Source organism: Paracoccus nototheniae (genome assembly GCF_004335005.1).
GTDB classification, from domain to species: domain Bacteria; phylum Pseudomonadota; class Alphaproteobacteria; order Rhodobacterales; family Rhodobacteraceae; genus Paracoccus; species Paracoccus nototheniae.
In genome coordinates this window covers 15,432-34,238 of the sequence record NZ_RQRT01000048.1, presented here as the reverse complement: position 1 = coordinate 34,238, position 18,807 = coordinate 15,432, and the positions used below count along the sequence as shown (strand labels likewise).

The following is an 18,807-nucleotide window of genomic DNA, read 5'->3' as shown; positions in this document are numbered from 1 at the left end:
TCTCGACGCCCAGAGACGCGAGAAACGAATTCTTGGCACACATTGCGAAACGCACTCCCACCGGTCGATGGAAAAGACTTCGCAGCAGCGCGTCAGCCGAGCAATGTGGGGTTCAGCCGTCGCTTACTGACACCTTGACCACAGGCCGAACGAACGGCGTACAATCTGCCGAAGACGTCATCGCGACACTTGGCCTGACGCCCCATCCCGAAGGTGGCTGGTATGCGGAAACTTTCCGCGACGATGGCGGGTCGCCACGCGGCCATTCGACCGCGATCTATTATCTTCTTTCAGCCGGACAGCGTTCACACTGGCATCGTGTCAGGGACGCCGTGGAAATCTGGCATTTCTATGCGGGGGACGCGCTGCGCCTGACCATGTCGGCTGATGGCAAAGACGGAACACACCATGTTCTCGGTCCCGATATCGGTTCCGGTCAACGCCCCCAGATCGTCGTGCCGAGGGGCTGGTGGCAGATGGCGGAACCGCTTGGGGCCTGGAGCCTGGTCGGCTGTACCGTGGCCCCGGGCTTTCTTTTCGATCAGTTCGAACTGGCGCCGCCGGATTGGACACCGCAATCGGGTGCTTGACCTGCGCGCCCCGGCGCCGTTTCCACAGGCCGCGCCAGCATCCCCTGTTCGACGACAGCGTTCCGGTTCAGGCCTGCGGATACGGCTGAACCGATTCCTGTTCGACAGGGTGCGCGCGCCCGCGGCCTGTGGCGGCATTCCAGCGTCCCGACCCGCCGCCGGCATTAATGCTCGATCAGTGTGAGCCAGTCGCGAAGAAGCGCCGCGCTGGCGATTTCCAGCCGCTTTCCATAAAGTTGCGTCTCCTGCCGAAGGGCAACCGGGCTGATCCCTGCGGTGGCCAGCTCACTGGCATGGCCCAGAAGCCAATGTTCGAAACGCGCAGCAGCCAGTTCGGGATGGAACTGGAGACCGAGGATGTTCGGACCGCGCGAGAACGCCTGATTGCGGCAGATCGCTGTCGAGGCTAGGCGCGCGCAATCGTCGGGCAGATCGAAAGTGTCTGCGTGCCAATGCAGGACGGGAACGCCCTCCAGCGCGCGCAGGGGGTTGGGATCCCGCCCGGCGGGCAGGTCGAGGATGGACCAGCCGATCTCCCTGCTCGGGCCCGGATAGACCCGCGACCCAAGCGCCGCCGCCATGAGTTGCGCGCCAAGGCAGATGCCCATGGTCGGTCGGTCCGCGCCAAGCCGGACCTTCAGAAGATCAAGCTCTTGGGTGACGACGGGATAGGCTTCCTGATCGTTAACGCCGATCGGACCGCCCAGAACCACAAGCAGATCGGCCTCCAGCAGATCGACGGCGATCAGGTCACGGCTCGCCACATCCAGATAGTCGACGTCATAGCCGGCGTCTCGGAAGTTGGCTTCAAAACTGCCGAGGTCTTCGAACCCGACATGGCGGACGGCCTGTAATCTTCGCCGGATCATGATGATGTCCTTTGGATTGATCGGGACACGGCGGCGCGGGCCGCCAGAATATGCTCGAGATCCTTCAGGGCCGCAGCCGCCGTGGCAAGCGGCTCTTTCCCGGCGCCGATCGCGATGGTTTCCCCCATGACGTCCGTGACGATCCGGATCGCCTTGTCCTTCCCACGGACAAGGGCAAAGGGATGCGACAGCGGATAGGTCCTGATACCCACGCTGGCCGACAGCAAGCCATCGATGCGCCCGATCCGGCCCACAAGCTTCGGCACGACTCCGCCCTGCTGCCACGCCTTCAGATGCGCCGGGGTGACGGAATGGATGCCCTCGACGATCAGGTCGTTCATCGTCAGATCTGCATCGAGACCGAAATTCGCAAGGATCAGCAGCTTGCAGGCCGTGTCCCAGCCTTCCGTATCGTTGCGGGGATCGGCTTCGGCAAAGCCGCCGCGCTGTGCGTCGCGCAAGGCGGTCTCCAGGTCCAGGCCGTTCGTCATCATGACGTCGAGCAGATAGTTGGTGGTCGCGTTCAGGATCCCCTCCACCTCAAGCACCTCGCAGCCTTTCAGGCTGTGCTCGACAAGATCGATGGTCGGCAAGGCTGCTGCCGCAGCGCCGCTGAGTTTCAACATGGCGCCCGAGGTCATCGCAATCTGGCGCAGCTCATTGCCGGAATGGACGAGCGCCCCTTTGGAAATGACAATCGTGTCCGTTCCGGCCGCCAAGGCTGCACGGATATAGGACAGGCCCGGCCCCCCGGTGCGAAAGTCGGTCGGCCCCGCTTCGATCAGGATGTCGGCCCCGCTTGCGACGATAAAGTCCGGTCCGGTCAGCGCGGGCGGAAGCGCGGATAGCCGGTCGGCTTCCAGACCTTCAGTGTCGATCAGTCCGCTGCGCGACCCGCAGACCGCGACGAGACGGACGTCAGCCCCATAGGTCTGAAGGTAGCACGGTCTTCTTGCCAGAAGAAGGTCGGCCGTGGCGCGTCCGACGCCTCCGAAACCGGCAATGGCGACTTTGTAGGTCAGCATGTGGCCTGTTCTTCCGTTTCGGTTTGAGCAACGCTTTTATGCATCTGATCCTCCGCAGGACATGACAACGGATCGGCCCTCAGGTTAATCCGCCTTGCGGCGGGTCGAGCCGGCCCGGACGAGGATACCTAGGGACGTCGATGGTCCCAAGATATCGCTCGCCACTAGCCATGGCGGCCAGATTACTTGGCAGCGAAGGCCAGCAGGTCTGGGTTCACCACGTCAGGATGCGTGGCAAACAACCCGTGCGACAGGCCCGGATAGGTCCGCAGCGTGCCGTCGCGGACAAGCTTAATCGCTTTGTGCGCCGAATTGCCGATTGGGACGATCTGATCGTCTTCCCCATGCATGAACAGCACCGGCACATTGAGGGCAGTGAGATCCTCGGTGAAATCCGTTTCCGAGAACGCGGCGATGCAATCGTAATGCGCCTTCGCGCCACCGGCCATGCCCTGACGCCACCAGTTCCCGATTAGCCCCTGACTGACCGAGGCGCCATCGCGGTTGAAGCCGTAGAACGGCCCGCTTGCGACATCCAGAAAGAACTGAGCCCGGTTCGCCGTCAGCGCTGTGCGGAAGCCGTCGAAGACCTCCAGAGGAATACCGTCCGGGTTCTTGTCGGACTGCACCATCACCGGCGGCACCGCGCCGATCAGCACGACCTTGGCGACCCGGCCAACCTCGGCCCGCGCCGCATAGCGGGCCGCTTCTCCGCCACCGGTGGAATGTCCGATATGAATGACGTCGCGAAGATCGAGCGATTCGACAAGCTCCGCGACGTCAGCGGTGTATGTATCCATCTCGTTGCCGGTGTCCGTCTGGTCTGACCGGCCATGGCCGCGGCGGTCATGAGCGATGACGCGGTAACCTCCGGCCAGAAAGAACAGCATCTGGCTGTCCCAGTCATCGGAGCTGAGGGGCCAGCCATGGTGAAACATGACAGGCTGCGCATCTTTCGGACCCCAGTCCTTGTAGAAAAGACGGGTGCCGTCCGAGGTGGTGAAAAAGGCCATTGTAAGATCTCCTATGGGCAACGAGGTTTGGGCAAGTCCGGGAAAGGGCGTCACGAGAGCGACCGCGAGGGCTCCTGCAGTGGAGAGTACGTTGCGTCGGGTCAAAGCTGGCTGATCCGGGCGGGCGATGGAATTCATGTGCGAACCTCACATTTGCAGGCATCCGCAGGATCGAACGACGTCCTTCCTGGTTGCTTCCCACAATATGGGATGCTGCCGCTGGCCGCGTTGTATCGCCTGCTGCCAGGGTGCCGATCTTGCGCCCGATTGAGGGCCCTGCCGATGCGGGGCGTCTCTGCGGCCAAGGCGGCATGATCCGCAAAACCGGCATCGGAACAAGCCACGGACCACCACTGTCGGCCAGCCCCGCTCTTGCGCCAGGTGCATCCCGCCTGCGAGGCGATGCGGCGATCAGCCGCGCTGGCGGGCCGGAGCGATGCCTTGAGACAGAAAGCAGCCCATGAATGCGGCAAGCCGGTCGCGACTGCCCGTGTCGGTCAGGTTGCCCTCGGCATCGAACAGATCGCCCGCCCGCGAAACCATCAGCCGCCCCCCGGCCCAGAGATCCGCTTTGAGGGTGCGAAGCACGGGCAGCCAATGGTTCTGCGCCATCATGGTCCCGAACCCGCCGGGTGATGCGCCGATGACCGCGACGGGCTTGCCCACCCACATCTGCACGCCGGGCCCACGCGACATCCAGTCGATGGCGTTCTTGAAGACGCCAGGGATGCCGTTGTTGTATTCCGGCGTGACCAGCAGGACACCGTCGGCTGCGTCAAGCTGCGCTTGCAGCGTCCTGACGGAGGGCGGCAGTCCCTCGGCCTGCTCCAGATCGCCATCGTAAAGCGGCACCTCGCGGATCGAACCGATCTGCAGCGTGGCGCCCTCGGGCAGCAACTCGGTGGCTGCGCGCAGCAGGCCGGTGTTGTACGAAGCGCGCCGCAGGCTGCCGCTGAGGCCGAGTATCTTGATTGTCATTGAATGTCTCCCTGCACGCGCGATTTCGGGGCAATCAGCGGTTCTGGCACAGGCGCGATCAGCAAATTGTCGCGCCCCGACATGATATCGCCCTGCACCTGCTCGGTCAGCCGCTGACGGTCGCGGCGGCGGACATCCTCCAGCGCCTCGGTCACCGAAGCCTCGTCCAGCCCGAGGCGACGCAGGCTCTCGGCGCCCATCAGCAGGGCGGATTCGACCGTCTCGCGGATCTCGTAATCGACGCCCGCGCGGATCAGCTCCATCGAATGGTCGCGGTCGTAGCTGCGCGCCAGAACGGCGGCGTTCGGGAACTCGTGCCGGACCAGCTCCGCGATGGCGCCGACGGCGCGGCGGTCGTCGATGCAGATCATGATCAGCTGCGCATGTGCCGCCCCCGAGCTGCGCAGGATGTCCAGCCGGGTGCCGTCGCCGTAATAGACCTTGAAGCCGAAGCGGGCGGCCTCGCGGATGCGGTCGGGGTTGTTCTCGATCACCGAGACCTGTGCGCCCCGCGCCAGCAGCATCTGCAGGGCGATCTGGCCAAAGCGGCCAAAGCCGATTACCAGGACCTGCCCGCGCAGCCCGTCCGCGGCCTCTACCCCGTCCAGCGCGGCATCGGGCGCACGCAGCAGCCGGTCGGCAGCCAGCAGGATCAGCGGCGTGATTGCCATGGACAGGATCACGACAGTCGAGAAGATCGCGTTCTCGCGCGCAGCGATGACCCCGCCCGACAGCGCGGCGGTATAAAGGACAAAGGCAAACTCGCCGCCCTGCGCGAACATCACGGTGCGGCGCAGGGCCGGCAGGGTCGCGCTGCCGAAGGCCTGGGCCGTGGCATAGATCGCCAGCCCCTTCACAAGGACATAGACCACCAGCATCGCCAGCAGCAGCGGCCATTCCGCGGCAACAATGGAAAGGTCCAGCGACATGCCGACGGCCAGGAAGAAAAGCCCCATCAGCAGGCCCTTGAACGGCTCAATGTCGCTCTCGATCTGGTGGCGATAGCCGGAGGTGGAGAGGAGCACGCCGGCAAGGAAGGCGCCCATCGCCATCGACAGCCCCACGCTCTCCATCAAAAGAGCGGCGCCCAGGACGACCAGCAGGGCACCGGCGCTGAGGACCTCGCGAGCCCGGGCGCGGGCGAGCAGCGCAAAGAACGGGTCCAGCAGCCACCGCCCCGCCACCAGCAGCGCGGCCAGCCCTGACAGGGCCAGAACGACGGCGCTGCCGCCCGACCCGCCCTGCCCGATGGGCGAGAGCAGCGCCACGAGCGCCAGCAGAGGCACGATCAGCAAATCCTCGAAAAGGAGGATCGAGACCGCCTTCTGCCCCTCGGGACTGGCCAGCTCACCCCGGTCCTGAAGCGTGGACATGATGACAGCTGTCGAGGAGAGGACGAACCCCGCGCCCGCGATGAAGGCAGTGACGAGTGGCAGGGCGAAGATGGTGACACCGGCCAGCGTCAGCAGAGCGATGGCGACGCAGACCTGCGCGAGGCCCAGCCCAAAGATCTGCCCCCTGAGCGCCCACAGCTTCTGCGGTCGCAGCTCGAGCCCGATGACGAAGAGGAACATCACCACGCCCAACTCGGCGAAATGGAGTATCGTCTCCGGGTCCGAAAAGAGTCCCAGCACCGACGGGCCGACCAGCGCCCCGGCGGCGAAGTAACCCAGCACCGATCCCAGCCCGAGGCGCCGGAACAGCGGCACCGCGATCACCGCCGCGCCCATCAGCACCACCACCGGACCGATGACCGGTCCCAACCCTTCTGCCGCCATGCAACTGATTCCCCTCGGTTTTCGACACTGTGCAGGCACGAGGCCGACTTTGTTCCTCCGCAGGACCGGGCCTGCGTTCTTGTCTGGCGGCGTCCGAGGATGCGCCTGGCAAACCGGCGCCGCCTGTTGTTTTTGCCCCGAGGTGCCGCGCTGCAAAAGCGCACATGCGAAATGGCCTTCAGGGCTTGGCGAGCTCCGCATCCGACAATGCAACCTACGTCATACCCACGACCTCCTCGCCATCTTCCAAAGCTTTCCGCGGCTGTCCAGCCTGTCGATGCGGAAGGCAGCAAGATCGGCACCAAGGCGGCAACCCGCGCGCCGCGGCGGCCCGGAGGTCCCGCTAGAAATGGACGACGCAAGCGGCCGAGCATCTGGACCCGATGAGCAAAGGTCAGGTCGAGACGACCGTTCCGCACCGGCTGTGGTCCGGCGCGGCGCAGGCGGCGGGCAGGCAGCTTCTCGGCCCGGCCGCACAAGCCGTCCGGTCATCATCATTCAACGGTGTCCGCGAATGCGGCACCTCCCGAGAAAGGAAAGCACTGTGACCAAGTCACCAGAAGACATCGCGGCTGCGGCGGGCGCGGGCACCCTCGCCATCGACGCCCATGCCGGGCCCGCCCGCAACATCGTGTTGGTCCATGGCGCTTTCGCCGACGGATCCGGTTGGCGCGGCGTTTATGACGACCTCTCCGCCCGCGGCTATTCGGTCGCCATCGTGCAGAATCCGCTGACGTCGTTCGACGACGACGTCGCGGCCACGCGGCGGGTGCTGAACCGACAGGACGGCCCGGTGGTTCTGGTCGGCCACTCCTACGGCGGCAGTGTCATCACCGAAACCGGCACCGACCCGAAGGTCGTGGCCCTGGTCTATGTGGCCGCCTTTGCCCCCGAGATTGGCCAGTCGACGCTCGATCAGTATTCCGAGATCCCTCCGCCCCCCAATTTCGTGCCCGAAGAGCAGCCGGACGGCTTTGCCTACCTGAAGGCCGATCGTTTTCGGGACGGGTTCGCCGCCGACACCGACGAGGCCGACGCGGCTTTCCTCCGCGACGCACAAGTGCCGATCGCCATGGCCGCGCTTGCGGCACCGGTGACCGTGGCCGCGTGGCAAAGCAAGCCCAGCTGGTATGTCGTCGCGACAGAGGATGGTGCCATTGCCCCCGACCTGCTTCGCAGCACCGCCCGCCGGATCGGCGCCGAGACGACCGAGGTTCCGGGCAGCCATGTCGTGTTCCTGACGCAACCCAAAGCCGTCGCGGATGTGATCGATGCGGCGGCACGTGGCGCGGCCCAAGCTGCCGACGGGGGCGACTCCGCCGTCACGCCAGCCGCGTCAGAGTGATCCGCGGTCGCCGGGCCTGCCATTGGGCACCCCGACGCGCCTGTCGAGGACGCGGGGCGCAGCAGAAGAAAAGCGATCCGGCAGCGGCTGAACGCCCGCTGCCGGACCGTCGCATCGTATAAAAAAGGACTGATATTACCATGACCACACTCTACTATGCCGTCGGGGCCTGCTCGCTGGCGCCCCATATTGTCCTTGAATGGATCGGCGCGCCCTACACGGCTGTCAGAGTGCAATACGGCTCTGACGAGTTGCTTGCCGTCAATCCGGCTGGCGCCGTGCCGACGCTTCGCGAGGATGACGGCTGGATCCTGACGCAGGCCGGGGCGATCCTCGACTATCTGGCGTCCAAGCATCCCGAGGCTCGCCTCGGCGGAGGGGATGGGCTTCGCGACCGGGCTGAGGCGCATCGCTGGTCGTCCTTCCTGACCTCGGACGTTCATTCCGCGTTCTGGCCGGTCTTCATGCCCTACCGCTACACGACCGACAGCGGCGAGGCGGCAAAGAAGGCGGTCGTTGCCGCAGGTCACAAGCTGGTGGAAAAGCAGTTCGATGTCCTGAATGGCCACCTTGAAGGGCGAGATTACATCCTTGGCCGCGAACGGTCGGTCATCGACGCCTACGCGTTTCCGATGATCCGGTGGGCCGCCAAGCTGCTGCCCGATGGCGTGACGAACTACCCTCACCTCCAGGCGCTGCATGACCGGCTTGCCGCCGATCCGGCCGTTCAGCGGGTTCTTGCACGCGAGGCGGCCAAACGATCGACAGCGGCCGCGCCGGCGTGATCAGCGGGATCCACCACGTGACCGGCATCACCGCCAATGTGCAGGCCAATGTCGATTTCTATGCAGGCTTCCTTGGCCTCAGGCTGGTCAAGCAGACGGCGGGCTATGCGGATGATCAGCAGTTGCACCTCGTTTATGGCGACGAGCTGGGTTCACCCGGCTCGCTGCTGACCTTTCTTGTGTGGGAAACAACCGGGCGTGGGCGGACCGGTCTGGGACAGGTTCTGGAAGTGGCGCTTGCCGTGCCGCCGCACTCTCTGGGCGATTGGCTGACGAAGGCCCTGACCGCCAAGGTCGCGTTCGAGGGGCCGTCCTGCGAGTTCGGAGAGCCGGTGCTGCGGCTTAAGGACCCGGATGGCATGACCGTCAAGCTTGTCGGCATCGAAATGACGACCCCGGCGCCCCGGGCGCATGGGCCTGTCAGGGTGCGGGGCGTCACGGTTCTGTCGGATCAGGGCGCGCTGACGGCCGAGTTCATCACGCGCTTCGGCTACAGCTATGGTGAACGGGACGGCGCGACGCAGCGCATGATCTCGGACACCGACGTGGTCGACGTACGGGAGCTGTCGGGTTTCGTGCCCTCCGTGCCGGGCGCCGGGGTACCGGACCATGTCGCCTTCCGGGCGCATGATGCGGATGCGTTGCTCGTGATGCAGCAATCGCTGAAATCCCACGGAGCGACCGAGGTTCACGACAGGCACTACTTCCTGTCGCTCTATGTTCGCGACCCCGCCGATATTTTGATGGAATATGCCACTGACGGGCCCGGCATGACCGTGGACGAGGCGCCGGAAGATCTTGGCCGCACCTTGCAGATCCCGCCGGGCGAGCGGGCGCGAGCGGACGACATCAGGGCCATGCTGCCGCAATTCGCCATGCCGGGCGAGGAACGGATGCCGACGCGCAAGCTGCCCTTCGTCCACCGCTTCAACCAGCCGGACGACCCCGATGGCACCACCTTGGTCCTGCTGCATGGCAGCGGCGGCAGCGAGGCCGACCTGATGCCCATCGCGCGTCGCATCGCCCCGCGCGCCATGCTGCTGGGCGTGCGCGGCAGGGCGACCGAAGAGGGAACGAACCGCTGGTTTCGCCGCGTGAATTACCGGACCGCCGATCTGGAGGACCTCGGCCACGAGGCCGATGCCTTTGCCGCGTTTGTTGAACTTGCGGCGGCCGGATATGGGCTGGACATGCGCCGGATCACCTTCCTCGGCTATTCCAACGGAGCAAGCTTTCTGGCGACCGTCCTCCGGCTCCATCCGGGCCTTTTGCGGCATGTCATCCTCATGCGCGGCAAGGACGTTCTGCAAACCTCAGGGGCGGTGGATCTTGCCGGGACGCGGGTGCTGGCGCTTGCGGGCCAAGACGACTTTCTCGTCGGTGACATGTCCGCTCTGGCGGACCGCCTGACGGCGCATGGGGCCGCAGCGGAGCGGCGCCTGCTTTCGGCAGGCCACCTCCTGACGGATGCGGATGTCGAGGAGGCGGGGAGATGGCTTCGGCAGCATTTTGCGATCAACGCGGAAGCCCAAGCCACCTGATCGCGGCCACGGGGGCAAGCCTTCCCCGCCGCACAACGCATCGAGAGGCTTCAGCCCCGCCCCCTTTTTGGGTCAGCAAGTCCGGTACCGGGCCGCCGCTTCCAGGCAGCCCGGCGTTTTCGCGCGCGATTGCGCGTCCCACTGGCAGGGCGGGACCGGGCGGCAGGCGTCAGGCCACATGACTGAGGATGCTGCGCCGATCTGCCCGCCCGTCCGTCAGGTGGAGGCGATGAAATGCCTGACCACCGGACCCTCAGGCCGCTGATCGAAGGCCCGTAAAGCGTCATGCAACTCTGTGTCTGAAACCGTCGTGCGGGCATGCTGCTGCAGGTGTTCGGCCCAGCTGGGCAGGTGGAACACTTCGATCCAGCTGGCCGGGTCGGTCACGTCATGGATCAGGTCCCACCGCGTCGCGCCGTCGCGATACCGCTCGGCCGAGACCTTGTAGGCGGCCTCAACGAAGGCCGCCTTGTCTGCGGGCGAGATCTGGAACTGGATCATGACCACGGCAGGAGCGTCGTCGCTGTCTCCTTCGGCAAGGGGCGGCGCCTCGGGCCAGGCATTGGCGGGCGCAAGGTCTACATCATCGGCCGTGCCAAGCATGACCTTCCGGGTCACGATCAGCCCGACGACAAGGCCAATGGCCGCAGCGAAAAGCGCGCTGCCGACCGAAAGCCGGCTGGCGACCTGCCCCCAGATCAGCGATCCTGCCGACATCGCCCCGTAGAAGACCATGAGATTGACTGCAAGGCCTCGGGCACGGATCCAGTCCGGCAAGGCCATTTGGGCCGAGACGTTCACCGAGGTCAGAACGAGGATCCAGGCCACGCCGCCCAGGAACGCGCCGGGTATGATCACTGCGCTGGCTGTCGAGGACGCGAAGGCCAGGAGGGCGGTTGCGGTCATCAATGTGCCGAGTTGCACGACCCGATGCGAATCGAGACGACCCTGCAGGTAAGGAAGACCCAACGCCCCGAGAACGGCGCCGACGCCCACCGTCGCCACCAGAAAGCCGTACAACGAGGAACCGGCGTCATCCGCCCCGCGCGCGACAAGCGGCATCATCGCCCAGAATGCCGATGCCGAGATGAAGAACGCAAAGGCGCGGCCAAGCGTCTGCAGCATCGGCTTATTGTGACGCACATGACGCAGGCCCGTCGCCATCTCTTGCAGGATGGGCAAGTGCCTGCGCTTCGCCACGACCGGAACCTCGGGCCGCCACAGGATCAGGGCTGCGATGATGATCAGGTGGCTGGCGGCATTCAGCGCGAAGGGCGCGGCCAGACCGACCGAGGCGATCAGGATGCCCGCGATAGCAGGACCGATGGCGCGGCTGACGTTGATGCCCATCGAATTCAGGCCGATGGCGGCGCGCAGTTCTGACCGCGGCACCAGCGTCGGCACAACGGCCTGCCAGGCAGGCGCCATGAAGGCCGCGCCGGTTCCGATCACCACGGTGAAGAGAAGCAACACCGTCGGCGTCACGCGATCGGCCCGGACAAGAACGGCGAGCACCGCAATAACCACGAAAAGCAGCAGGTTGATCACGATCAGCATTCGCCGCTTGTCCAGCCGGTCGGCCAGCGCTCCTGCGAAAAGCACGAACAGAAAGATCGGCAGACTGGTCGCGGCCTGCACGAGTGTGACGACCGCCGGAGACGGACTAAGCTCGGTCATGAGCCAGCCTGCGCCGACCTCGTGCATCCATGTACCGATGTTCGAAATCAACGCCGCCGTCCAGAGAAGCACGAAGGCGCGATGGGCGAAAGGCGCGAACGGGTTGGCTTTCGCGGCAGCGTTACCAGTGGATGACATCGGCCATATCCTTACAGTGATTGGTGGCATGGATTTGGTCGAACGACCGAAGCGGGGTCAGGTCCCCTGCCCCGCCGACGGGCCCTGACGTCTTTCGTCCCGCCTGCTGTCGGCGCAGCCGAGGCTGCACAGCGAGAGGCCAGAACGTCGGTGCGCCAGTCCGGCAAACGCCCTCGACATGTGCCTTGTCGCGGTCCCTGTCCGGACGCGGAACATGGGCATTTCTTATGTCGGCCATGGACCGTCCTTTCACGACAGACGGTGGAGCAAAGCCACAGAAAGCAGGCCGCCCAGAAGCCCGACATTCGCAAGAAACCCGTTCGCACCCATCAGCCGCTCACCGGCGGGCAGGCGCCAGAATGCGTGCCCGAGAGATGATGCAGCAATGGTGAACACCGAAAGCGCCAAAAGCCCGACGAGCGGCAGGACGCCAAGAACGAGCAAGGCCGAGCCAAAGGCCTGTGTCGCGATCGTGGCACCGGCGACTGCTCGCGCATGCTCAAGGCCCAGACCCTGCATCTCGGCGACTGTTGCGCGGAACCACCACATCTTCAGCCCCGCGCTGATCCAGTACGGAGCCGTCACCAGGACCGCCGCAACGGTTATCAGCGCATCGTCAACTGTCGTCATTCTCTCTGCCTTTCTCGCGTCAGATGGCTGCACGGCTCACGCCATAAAGCACGAGCATCCAAGCGCTCCCCAGAAACTGCGCAGGTCCTGTACCGGCAGCGGATTTGTCCAGGCGATCCCATGATCATGACCGTGCAGCCCGCAGGAATTGGCGCATCCGTCCGAACAGGCACGCATCTGCATGGCGGCTGGCTCACGCGCGCTGGCGCGCTGGCCCGGACTTGCGAAGGTGGCGTTGACCGACCATGACGGGCTGGGCGGCGGCAGGGGCGGGTCCAGATCGGCAAACTCGGCATCCGCGAAAACGACGCGGCCGCCAAGCATGGTCAGGACCGAGGTAATCGACCGGATGGCGGCATCCTCGACCGACATAAGGTCTGCGGACAGCACGGCCAGATCGGCGTGCATGCCAGGCATCAACCGCCCCTTCTGATCCTGCTCGCCCGAGAACCAAGCCGATCCGGTGGTCCAGATCGCCAGCGCTTCCTCGCGTGTCAGCAGATGCGCGTCGTCGAAAAGTTGCAGGCCGCCGACGGTCTTGCCCGTCGTCAGCCAGTGCAGCGCGACCCATGGATCATAGCTTGCCACGCGTGTGGCGTCGGTGCCACCGCCCACGGGCAGGCCGACCTTCAGCATCTCGCGGATCGGAGGTGTCGCGCGTGCAGCCTCGGCGCCATAGCGGTCCACGAAATACTCGCCCTGAAAGGCCATGCGGTGCTGGGTTGCGATGCCTCCGCCAAGGGCACGGATCCGCTCGATGTTCCGGGCGCTGACCGTTTCGGCGTGATCGATGATGAAGCGGGTTTTGAAGGGGGCCCGACCGTTCACCCGTTCGAACACCGTCAGAAACCGGTCGATCGTCTCGTCATAGGTCGCGTGAATGCGGAAGGGCCATTCATTCTCGGCAAGAAGCTCGACGATCTTCTCAAGCTCGACCTCCATGACGGGGCCGGGTTCGGGTCGCCGCTCAAGGAAGTTCTCGAAATCGGCAGCGGACCAGGCAAGGTTCTCGCCCGCGCCATTCATGCGCAACATCGCGTCACCCGCGCCGGGTGCGGTCATCCCGATCCAGCGTTCATAGTCGGACAGCTCCTGCCCGGCTTTCTGGGCGAACAGGTTATACGCGATGCGCAGCGTCATCTGCCCCTCCTGATGGAGATGGCGGATGACGTCGTAATCCTCGGGATAGTTCTGGCCCCCGCCGCCGGCATCAATGACGCTGGTGACCCCAAGGCGGTTCAGCTCGCGCATGAAATGGCGCGTCGAGTTGATCTGGTCGTCCACGGGCAGCTTCGGCCCCTGCGCCAGCGTGGAATAGAGGATCAGCGCCGACGGCCGCGCGATCAGCATGCCGGTCGGGTTCCCGCGCGAGTCCCGCTCGATCTCGCCACCCGGGGGCGACGGCGTCTCGCGCCCGATGCCCAGGACGCGCAGCGCCGCGCGGTTGAGCAGGGCGCGGGAATAAAGGTGCAGCACAAAGACCGGCGTATCGGGCGCTGCTTCGTTGATCTCCTCCAGCGTGGGCATGCGGCGCTCGGCGAACTGGAACTCGGACCAGCCACCGACGACGCGCACCCATTGGGGCGCAGGGGTGTTGGCCGCCTGACGCCGCAGCATGGCCAGGGCATCGGCCACCGATGGGACGTTTTCCCAACGCAGCTCGATATTGTAGCTGAGGCCCCCGCGGATGAGATGGGTGTGACTGTCATTCAGACCGGGGACCACCCGTCGCCCGTTCAGGTCGATGACCGGCGTTGCCACATCCGCGCCGGACATGATCGCATGATCGGACCCAACGGCCGCGATGCGACCGTCCTTGATGGACATGGCGGTTGCGTCAGGCGTCTTTGGATCAAGGGTCGTGATGCGACCATTGCGCAGGATCATATCGGTCATGGCAGGCCTCGGCTGACGCGTGTGTGGGGGTGGGGGAGCAGGCGGCCGTCATGCGGCCTGCCGGTCGACGTCATGCGCTGACGGGATCGAGCCGTTCGCCGGTATGCTGGCTGCGGTGCGGCCCCTTGTGCACCATCGTCACCGCGTAATCGATGCCCATGCCATAGGCGCCGGAATGTTCCATGACCAGCGACACGACGGCATCATAGGTTTCCTTGCGCGCCCAGTCCCTCTGCCATTCAAGCAACACCTGTTGCCACGTCATCGGAACAACACCAACCTGCACCATCCGGTCCATGGCGCGGTTATGCGCCTCCAGGGTGGTGCCGCCCGAAGCATCGGCCACCATGTAAATCTCATAGTCGGTGTCATTGAGGCAGCTGAGCGCGAAGGTGGTGTTGCACACCTCGGTCCACAGACCGGCGACGACAATCTTCCTGCGGCCCTCGGCTGCATTTTTCGCGAGGGCGTCCCGGACCTTCTGGTCGTCCCAAGAGTTCATCGACGACCGCTCCAGCAATGGAGCATCGGGGAAGACATCCAGCAGTTCGGGATAAGTGTGCCCCGAAAAGCTTAGCGTCTCGACCGTAGTGATGATCGTCGGAATATTGAAGATACGCGCGGCCTTGGCCAGTCCGACCGTATTGTTCTTCAGTGTCTGACGATCGATTGACTGAACGCCGAATGCCATCTGCGGCTGATGATCGATGAAGATAAGCTGGCTGTTTTGCGGGGTAAGCACGTCAAGCTTTGACATAGTGGTTTTCTCCGGAGAAAAGTTTTATTTGCTGAGCTTGGCGGCAAGGCTCGCCACGTGCCGCCCTTGATCGGCAGCCAGCTTCAGCTCCGTCTCACTGGGCATGCGCGAACCGTCCGGGCCCGCGATTGTTGCTGCGCCATAGGGAGAGCCGCCGCGGACCTCATTGATGATGGTCAGCTCACCGCTGGAATAGGGCAGCCCGGTGATAACCATCCCGTGATGCGCCAGCGTGTGCCAGAACGAGGTGATCGTCGTCTCGCTGCCCCCGCCGGTGCCGGTCGAAGTGAAGACCGACCCGACCTTGCCGATCAGCGCCCCTTCCATCCAGAGCTTTCCGGTCTGGTCGAGGAAGCTGCGCATCTGAGATGCCATGTTTCCGAACCTGGTCGGCGTCCCGAAGATGATGGCATCGTAGTTGGCAAGCTCCGACGGCGTCGCGGTTTCGGCCGCCTGCTCGGTCTTGAAACCCGCAGCGGCTGCCGCTTCAGAGGTCATGATTTCCGGGACACGCTTGACCGTCACCACCGTTCCGGCGACGTCTGCAGCACCCTTGGCCACGGCCACGCTCATCGCTTCGACATGGCCATACGAGGAGTAATATAGCACAAGCACCTTTGTCATCGTGTCAACCTTCTCAGCTATGACTTCGCTTTAATTGTGTATGCTAAACTTTCGTCAGCTCTCGGCCGGGTTCGGTCGCCTTAGCAGGACCTTAACGCAACCGCTTGGCGTCGACGGCGCTCAGGCTGCTGCGTTGGTGCTGGACTTGCTGTCTTTTGCCGGCGCGCAGCCGGATTCTATAATTTAGGTCAGATAGGCGTGCAAAACTGGGCTGTTCGCATCTCAGAGTCGGGACGCATCGGGTTCATTTCTTGGCGACAAGACCGAGCACGCGGGGTAGCACAAGCCCCCGGCACTAGGGTCGCCACAAGGGATGGACCAGTCCGCATAGAGTTGCGGAACCTGATGAGGACTGACCTGTGCGTCGGCGCAGCTGTAGCTTGGGACGGCTTATGAGGCCGCGGCATCAGGTCCTTCTCGAACCGCCCGACGATAGTCTGATGGGCTCATATGCCGGTGCTTAAGAAACACCCGGGCGAGCACTTGGTTCGATGAGTAGCCCACCTCTTGCGCAATCTCGGTGATGGACATGTTGGCATGCTCCAGAAGCTCGCACGCTTTTTCGATCCTCAATTGCGTAAGATAGGCCCGCGGGGGAACTCCGATACTTTGCTTGAACATTCGGGCAAAGTGAAAAGGTGAAAGCTGCGCCTCCGCAGCGAGTTCATCCAAGCTTATATCCTCAGAAAGCCGCGCGCGCATCATTTCAAGGCAGCGCCTTTCTGCCCACGGTGCCAACCCGCCGCGTACCGCAATCAGAGGCGCGCCGTTCAATCGGAAAAGTTCAGCTAGGATCACGCAACCGGCCGCCTGAGCCAGAAGCCGCGACGGTGCGCCCTCCTCATCGCACAGGCGCCAAAGCTGGCGCTGCGCGGCGCGAATATGAGACGACCTGAAGGCACCGCGGTGGAGCACTCCGAAGTCGAAAGAAAATGGGTTCTTAAAGGAATCATCGCAGAAATGGGCCCATTGCCGTACAGGAAATGCGATGGAGCGGACAAAATGTTCGCGATCGACCGTAATTGTGTTTGCAAAATCCGGCGCCGCGAGAAAGAGGTCATCGGGCCGGGTCGTAGCATTGAAACGTCCCGAACCGAGATCAGCCTGCACATTGAAGCCTCCTAGAAGGTCCTGATGAAGAACAAGCTCTGGAACTGCAGGGTCTGACATTTCGACAGCAGGCAGCGCTGTCTCGATAAGGCTGAGACATCCGCCTGGAGACTTCATCATCCGAACGTAGGGTGAAAAGGGACCACCGTGAAACCACTGCGCGAAGGAATTATATTGCTGGGTGGTCATGGCTCTGCCCAAGAGAGCTCTGAGCTCGCGGTTTGCCGCGATGATGAGCCCTTGCTGACGGGTTCACGTGTCAAACTCCGATACTCCGAGGGGCTTATCCGGTGGTGCTTGCGAAAAACCCGAGCGAGGACCTGATTAGATGAATAGCCGACCTCCATTGCTACTTCGGTTATCGAGAGATCGGTGTGTTTCAGAAGATCACAAGCCTTCTCCATCCTCAGCCGTGTTAGATGAACGCGAGGCGGCACACCGACGCTTCCCTTAAACATACGGGCAAAGTGAAACGGCGAGAGCCGTGCCTCGGCTGCCAACTCGTCGAGGCTGATGTCTTCGGCTAGCCGTGCATGTAGCACGTCGAGGCACCGCTTTTCCGCCCAAGGAGCGAGGCCGCCACTGACTTGACGAAGCGATGTTCCCCCTAGTCGACAGAGCTCGGACAAGATCTCGCAGCCCGCAGCCTGCGCCAAAAGGCGCGACGGGACACCTTCTTCATCGCACAGCATCCAGAGCCTTCGCATCGTCGACCGGATCACGGGCGAGGAAAACGTTCCGCTGCAAAGCCTCTGGTAATCTAAGGGCTCTCGGCCGTTGCCGACTTCATCAAGAACGGATTGCCACTGCATCAAGGGAAATGACAAGCTGCGCAGCTCATGTGCAGAGTCGACGATGACGGTGTTTGCGAACCTCGGGGCGGAAAGGAAAAAGCCGCCCCTCTCGCTTGTGACAGCAAAGCGACTGCCGCCCATATCTCCGCTGACGCGGGTGCCACCACGCAAATCCTGATAGAGGACAATATCCGGGACAGAGGGGTCGGACATATCTCCGGCCGGCTGCGCGGCTTCAAGCAAATTGACGATACCACCGGCGGACTTCATCGTGCGCACAAAGCTCGCCAGATGGCCATCGTTGTACCATTCAGAAAAGGAGTTGTATGCGGGCACACTCATACCTCGTCTCCGACACTCTGCACGGACAGCGCCGGCGGGTTTTTCAAGAAATTTCGAAGGCTCCAACCGTATTCGGTCGGCGTAGACAGCGATATTTTAGCAAACTTTCCCTCGCCCTCTGCATCGGGCTTGCAGACGACCGTTGAAGCGGTATTGTAATGATCATACTGGAGAATAAACGGATGGAACGCAAGGGTTTCGACGACCTTGACAGGCGGAAACCGAGCGGCGCGGCGGTTATGCGCCCAGAACTTACCACCTCGCTCTTCCGGGCACTGTTCGAAGAATGGGCCAGAACCGGCTATGCCGCCATCAGCCTCGAGCGCGTGGCAACGCATGCAGGCGCGGGGAAGGCAGCAATCTATCGACGCTGGCCCTCTAAGTTGGAATTTGCCTGCGACGCGATTCGCAGCGTCGAGGTCATGCGGTTGGGCGCGACCGACCAAGGTAATCTGCAGGCAGACATCAGCGAGTACGTTCGCGCGACACGCGCAGTTTTCCGCCATCCCCTGGTGCGCCGGATCATTCCCGACCTGGTCGCCGAGCGGCTGCGGTCGGACGAATTGTCCGTGATGCTGGACAGCATCTCGGCAGCACGGCGCCAGTTCGGCCATCGTCTTCTCAATCGCGCCATTGCGCGCAAAGAGCTTCGCCCGGACATCGACAAGGAACTCGCGCTCGATTTTCTTTTCGGTCCTCTTTACGCGCGCATGATCGTTCGAGGAGCCAAACTCACGAGGACGGATCTTACGAGACTTGTGAGCGCCTTGGACGCCGCGATCAAATCATGCTGATCAGGACGCAGCGCCGGATCGGTCCGCCCTGATACGGACCGCCCAGGGGACGCCGAACACGATCCCGATCGCTGGAGGGAGCGACGCTTTTGCGTCGAGCGCCGTCATCGTGCACTGTTGT

Annotated in this window: 17 protein-coding genes and 1 other annotated feature; of the genes, 5 read left to right on the top strand and 12 right to left on the bottom strand. The window is 63.7% G+C overall.

All coding sequences use genetic code 11. The annotated features are described in order from the left end of the window. Nucleotides 1-134: 134 nt before the first annotated feature. On the top strand, nucleotides 135-590 hold the full coding sequence (locus tag EG885_RS15710; protein WP_131576310.1) for a cupin domain-containing protein: 456 nt from the start codon (nucleotides 135-137) through the stop codon (nucleotides 588-590). A gap of 164 nt (nucleotides 591-754) precedes the next feature. On the opposite strand, the gene EG885_RS15705 is transcribed toward EG885_RS15710, so the two are convergent. The 5 genes from EG885_RS15705 to EG885_RS15685 form a co-directional block, all read right to left on the bottom strand. Further along, nucleotides 755-1,459 carry a glutamine amidotransferase gene (locus EG885_RS15705; protein ID WP_131576302.1) on the bottom strand — a complete coding sequence of 235 codons (705 nt, stop codon included), beginning with the start codon at nucleotides 1,457-1,459 and terminating at the stop codon, nucleotides 755-757. Beyond that, entirely contained in the window at nucleotides 1,456-2,484 is a 1,029-nt protein-coding gene (locus EG885_RS15700) for a homoserine dehydrogenase (RefSeq protein WP_131576300.1), read from the bottom strand. The genes EG885_RS15705 and EG885_RS15700 overlap by 4 nt, the downstream gene beginning before the upstream one ends. 182 nt (nucleotides 2,485-2,666) lie before the next feature. Further along, a complete protein-coding gene (locus tag EG885_RS15695) occupies nucleotides 2,667-3,497 on the bottom strand; it encodes an alpha/beta fold hydrolase (protein ID WP_131576298.1) in 831 nt (276 codons plus the stop codon). A gap of 411 nt (nucleotides 3,498-3,908) precedes the next feature. Continuing rightward, nucleotides 3,909-4,475, bottom strand: coding sequence for an NADPH-dependent FMN reductase (locus EG885_RS15690; RefSeq protein ID WP_131576296.1), 567 nt, complete (start codon nucleotides 4,473-4,475; stop codon nucleotides 3,909-3,911). Then, the gene (locus tag EG885_RS15685) at nucleotides 4,472-6,253 is read right to left on the bottom strand and encodes a monovalent cation:proton antiporter-2 (CPA2) family protein (RefSeq protein ID WP_131576294.1); all 1,782 of its coding nucleotides are present in this window, start codon (nucleotides 6,251-6,253) and stop codon (nucleotides 4,472-4,474) included. The genes EG885_RS15690 and EG885_RS15685 overlap by 4 nt, the downstream gene beginning before the upstream one ends. Nucleotides 6,254-6,797: 544 nt before the next feature. On the opposite strand from EG885_RS15685, the gene EG885_RS15680 reads away from it, so the two are divergent. From EG885_RS15680 to EG885_RS15670, 3 genes are all read left to right on the top strand, one after another. After that, complete coding sequence (locus EG885_RS15680; RefSeq protein WP_207392305.1) at nucleotides 6,798-7,598, top strand: alpha/beta fold hydrolase; 801 nt, start codon at nucleotides 6,798-6,800, stop codon at nucleotides 7,596-7,598. Nucleotides 7,599-7,648: 50 nt separating this feature from the next. After that, nucleotides 7,649-7,708: a sequence feature (DnaX frameshifting element), on the top strand. 30 nt (nucleotides 7,709-7,738) lie between these two features. Further along, nucleotides 7,739-8,383 carry a glutathione S-transferase family protein gene (locus EG885_RS15675; RefSeq protein ID WP_131576290.1) on the top strand — a complete coding sequence of 215 codons (645 nt, stop codon included), beginning with the start codon at nucleotides 7,739-7,741 and terminating at the stop codon, nucleotides 8,381-8,383. Nucleotides 8,384-8,400: 17 nt separating this feature from the next. Then, the gene (locus EG885_RS15670; protein WP_341352766.1) at nucleotides 8,401-9,924 is read left to right on the top strand and encodes a ring-cleaving dioxygenase; all 1,524 of its coding nucleotides are present in this window, start codon (nucleotides 8,401-8,403) and stop codon (nucleotides 9,922-9,924) included. Between the two features lie 216 nt (nucleotides 9,925-10,140). On the opposite strand, the gene EG885_RS15665 is transcribed toward EG885_RS15670, so the two are convergent. The 7 genes from EG885_RS15665 to EG885_RS15635 form a co-directional block, all read right to left on the bottom strand. Beyond that, the gene (locus EG885_RS15665) at nucleotides 10,141-11,739 is read right to left on the bottom strand and encodes an MFS transporter (protein ID WP_131576286.1); all 1,599 of its coding nucleotides are present in this window, start codon (nucleotides 11,737-11,739) and stop codon (nucleotides 10,141-10,143) included. Nucleotides 11,740-11,988: 249 nt separating this feature from the next. After that, nucleotides 11,989-12,369 carry a DoxX family membrane protein gene (locus EG885_RS15660; protein WP_131576284.1) on the bottom strand — a complete coding sequence of 127 codons (381 nt, stop codon included), beginning with the start codon at nucleotides 12,367-12,369 and terminating at the stop codon, nucleotides 11,989-11,991. A gap of 36 nt (nucleotides 12,370-12,405) precedes the next feature. Further along, nucleotides 12,406-14,265 carry an amidohydrolase gene (locus tag EG885_RS15655; RefSeq protein WP_131576282.1) on the bottom strand — a complete coding sequence of 620 codons (1,860 nt, stop codon included), beginning with the start codon at nucleotides 14,263-14,265 and terminating at the stop codon, nucleotides 12,406-12,408. Nucleotides 14,266-14,335: 70 nt separating this feature from the next. Next, nucleotides 14,336-15,022 (bottom strand): hydrolase, encoded by a 687-nt coding sequence (locus EG885_RS15650; protein WP_131576280.1) that lies wholly within the window; start codon nucleotides 15,020-15,022, stop codon nucleotides 14,336-14,338. 24 nt (nucleotides 15,023-15,046) lie between these two features. After that, nucleotides 15,047-15,646, bottom strand: a complete 600-nt coding sequence (wrbA, locus tag EG885_RS15645) for an NAD(P)H:quinone oxidoreductase (RefSeq protein ID WP_131576278.1) — start codon at nucleotides 15,644-15,646, stop codon at nucleotides 15,047-15,049. 390 nt (nucleotides 15,647-16,036) lie between these two features. Beyond that, a complete protein-coding gene (locus EG885_RS15640) occupies nucleotides 16,037-16,945 on the bottom strand; it encodes an AraC family transcriptional regulator (RefSeq protein ID WP_131576276.1) in 909 nt (302 codons plus the stop codon). Then, nucleotides 16,942-17,892 carry an AraC family transcriptional regulator gene (locus EG885_RS15635; RefSeq protein ID WP_131576275.1) on the bottom strand — a complete coding sequence of 317 codons (951 nt, stop codon included), beginning with the start codon at nucleotides 17,890-17,892 and terminating at the stop codon, nucleotides 16,942-16,944. The genes EG885_RS15640 and EG885_RS15635 overlap by 4 nt, the downstream gene beginning before the upstream one ends. A 158-nt stretch (nucleotides 17,893-18,050) precedes the next feature. Between EG885_RS15635 and EG885_RS15630 the strand changes: the two genes are divergently transcribed. After that, nucleotides 18,051-18,686 (top strand): TetR/AcrR family transcriptional regulator, encoded by a 636-nt coding sequence (locus EG885_RS15630; RefSeq protein WP_207392304.1) that lies wholly within the window; start codon nucleotides 18,051-18,053, stop codon nucleotides 18,684-18,686. The last annotated feature ends 121 nt before the right edge of the window (nucleotides 18,687-18,807 follow it).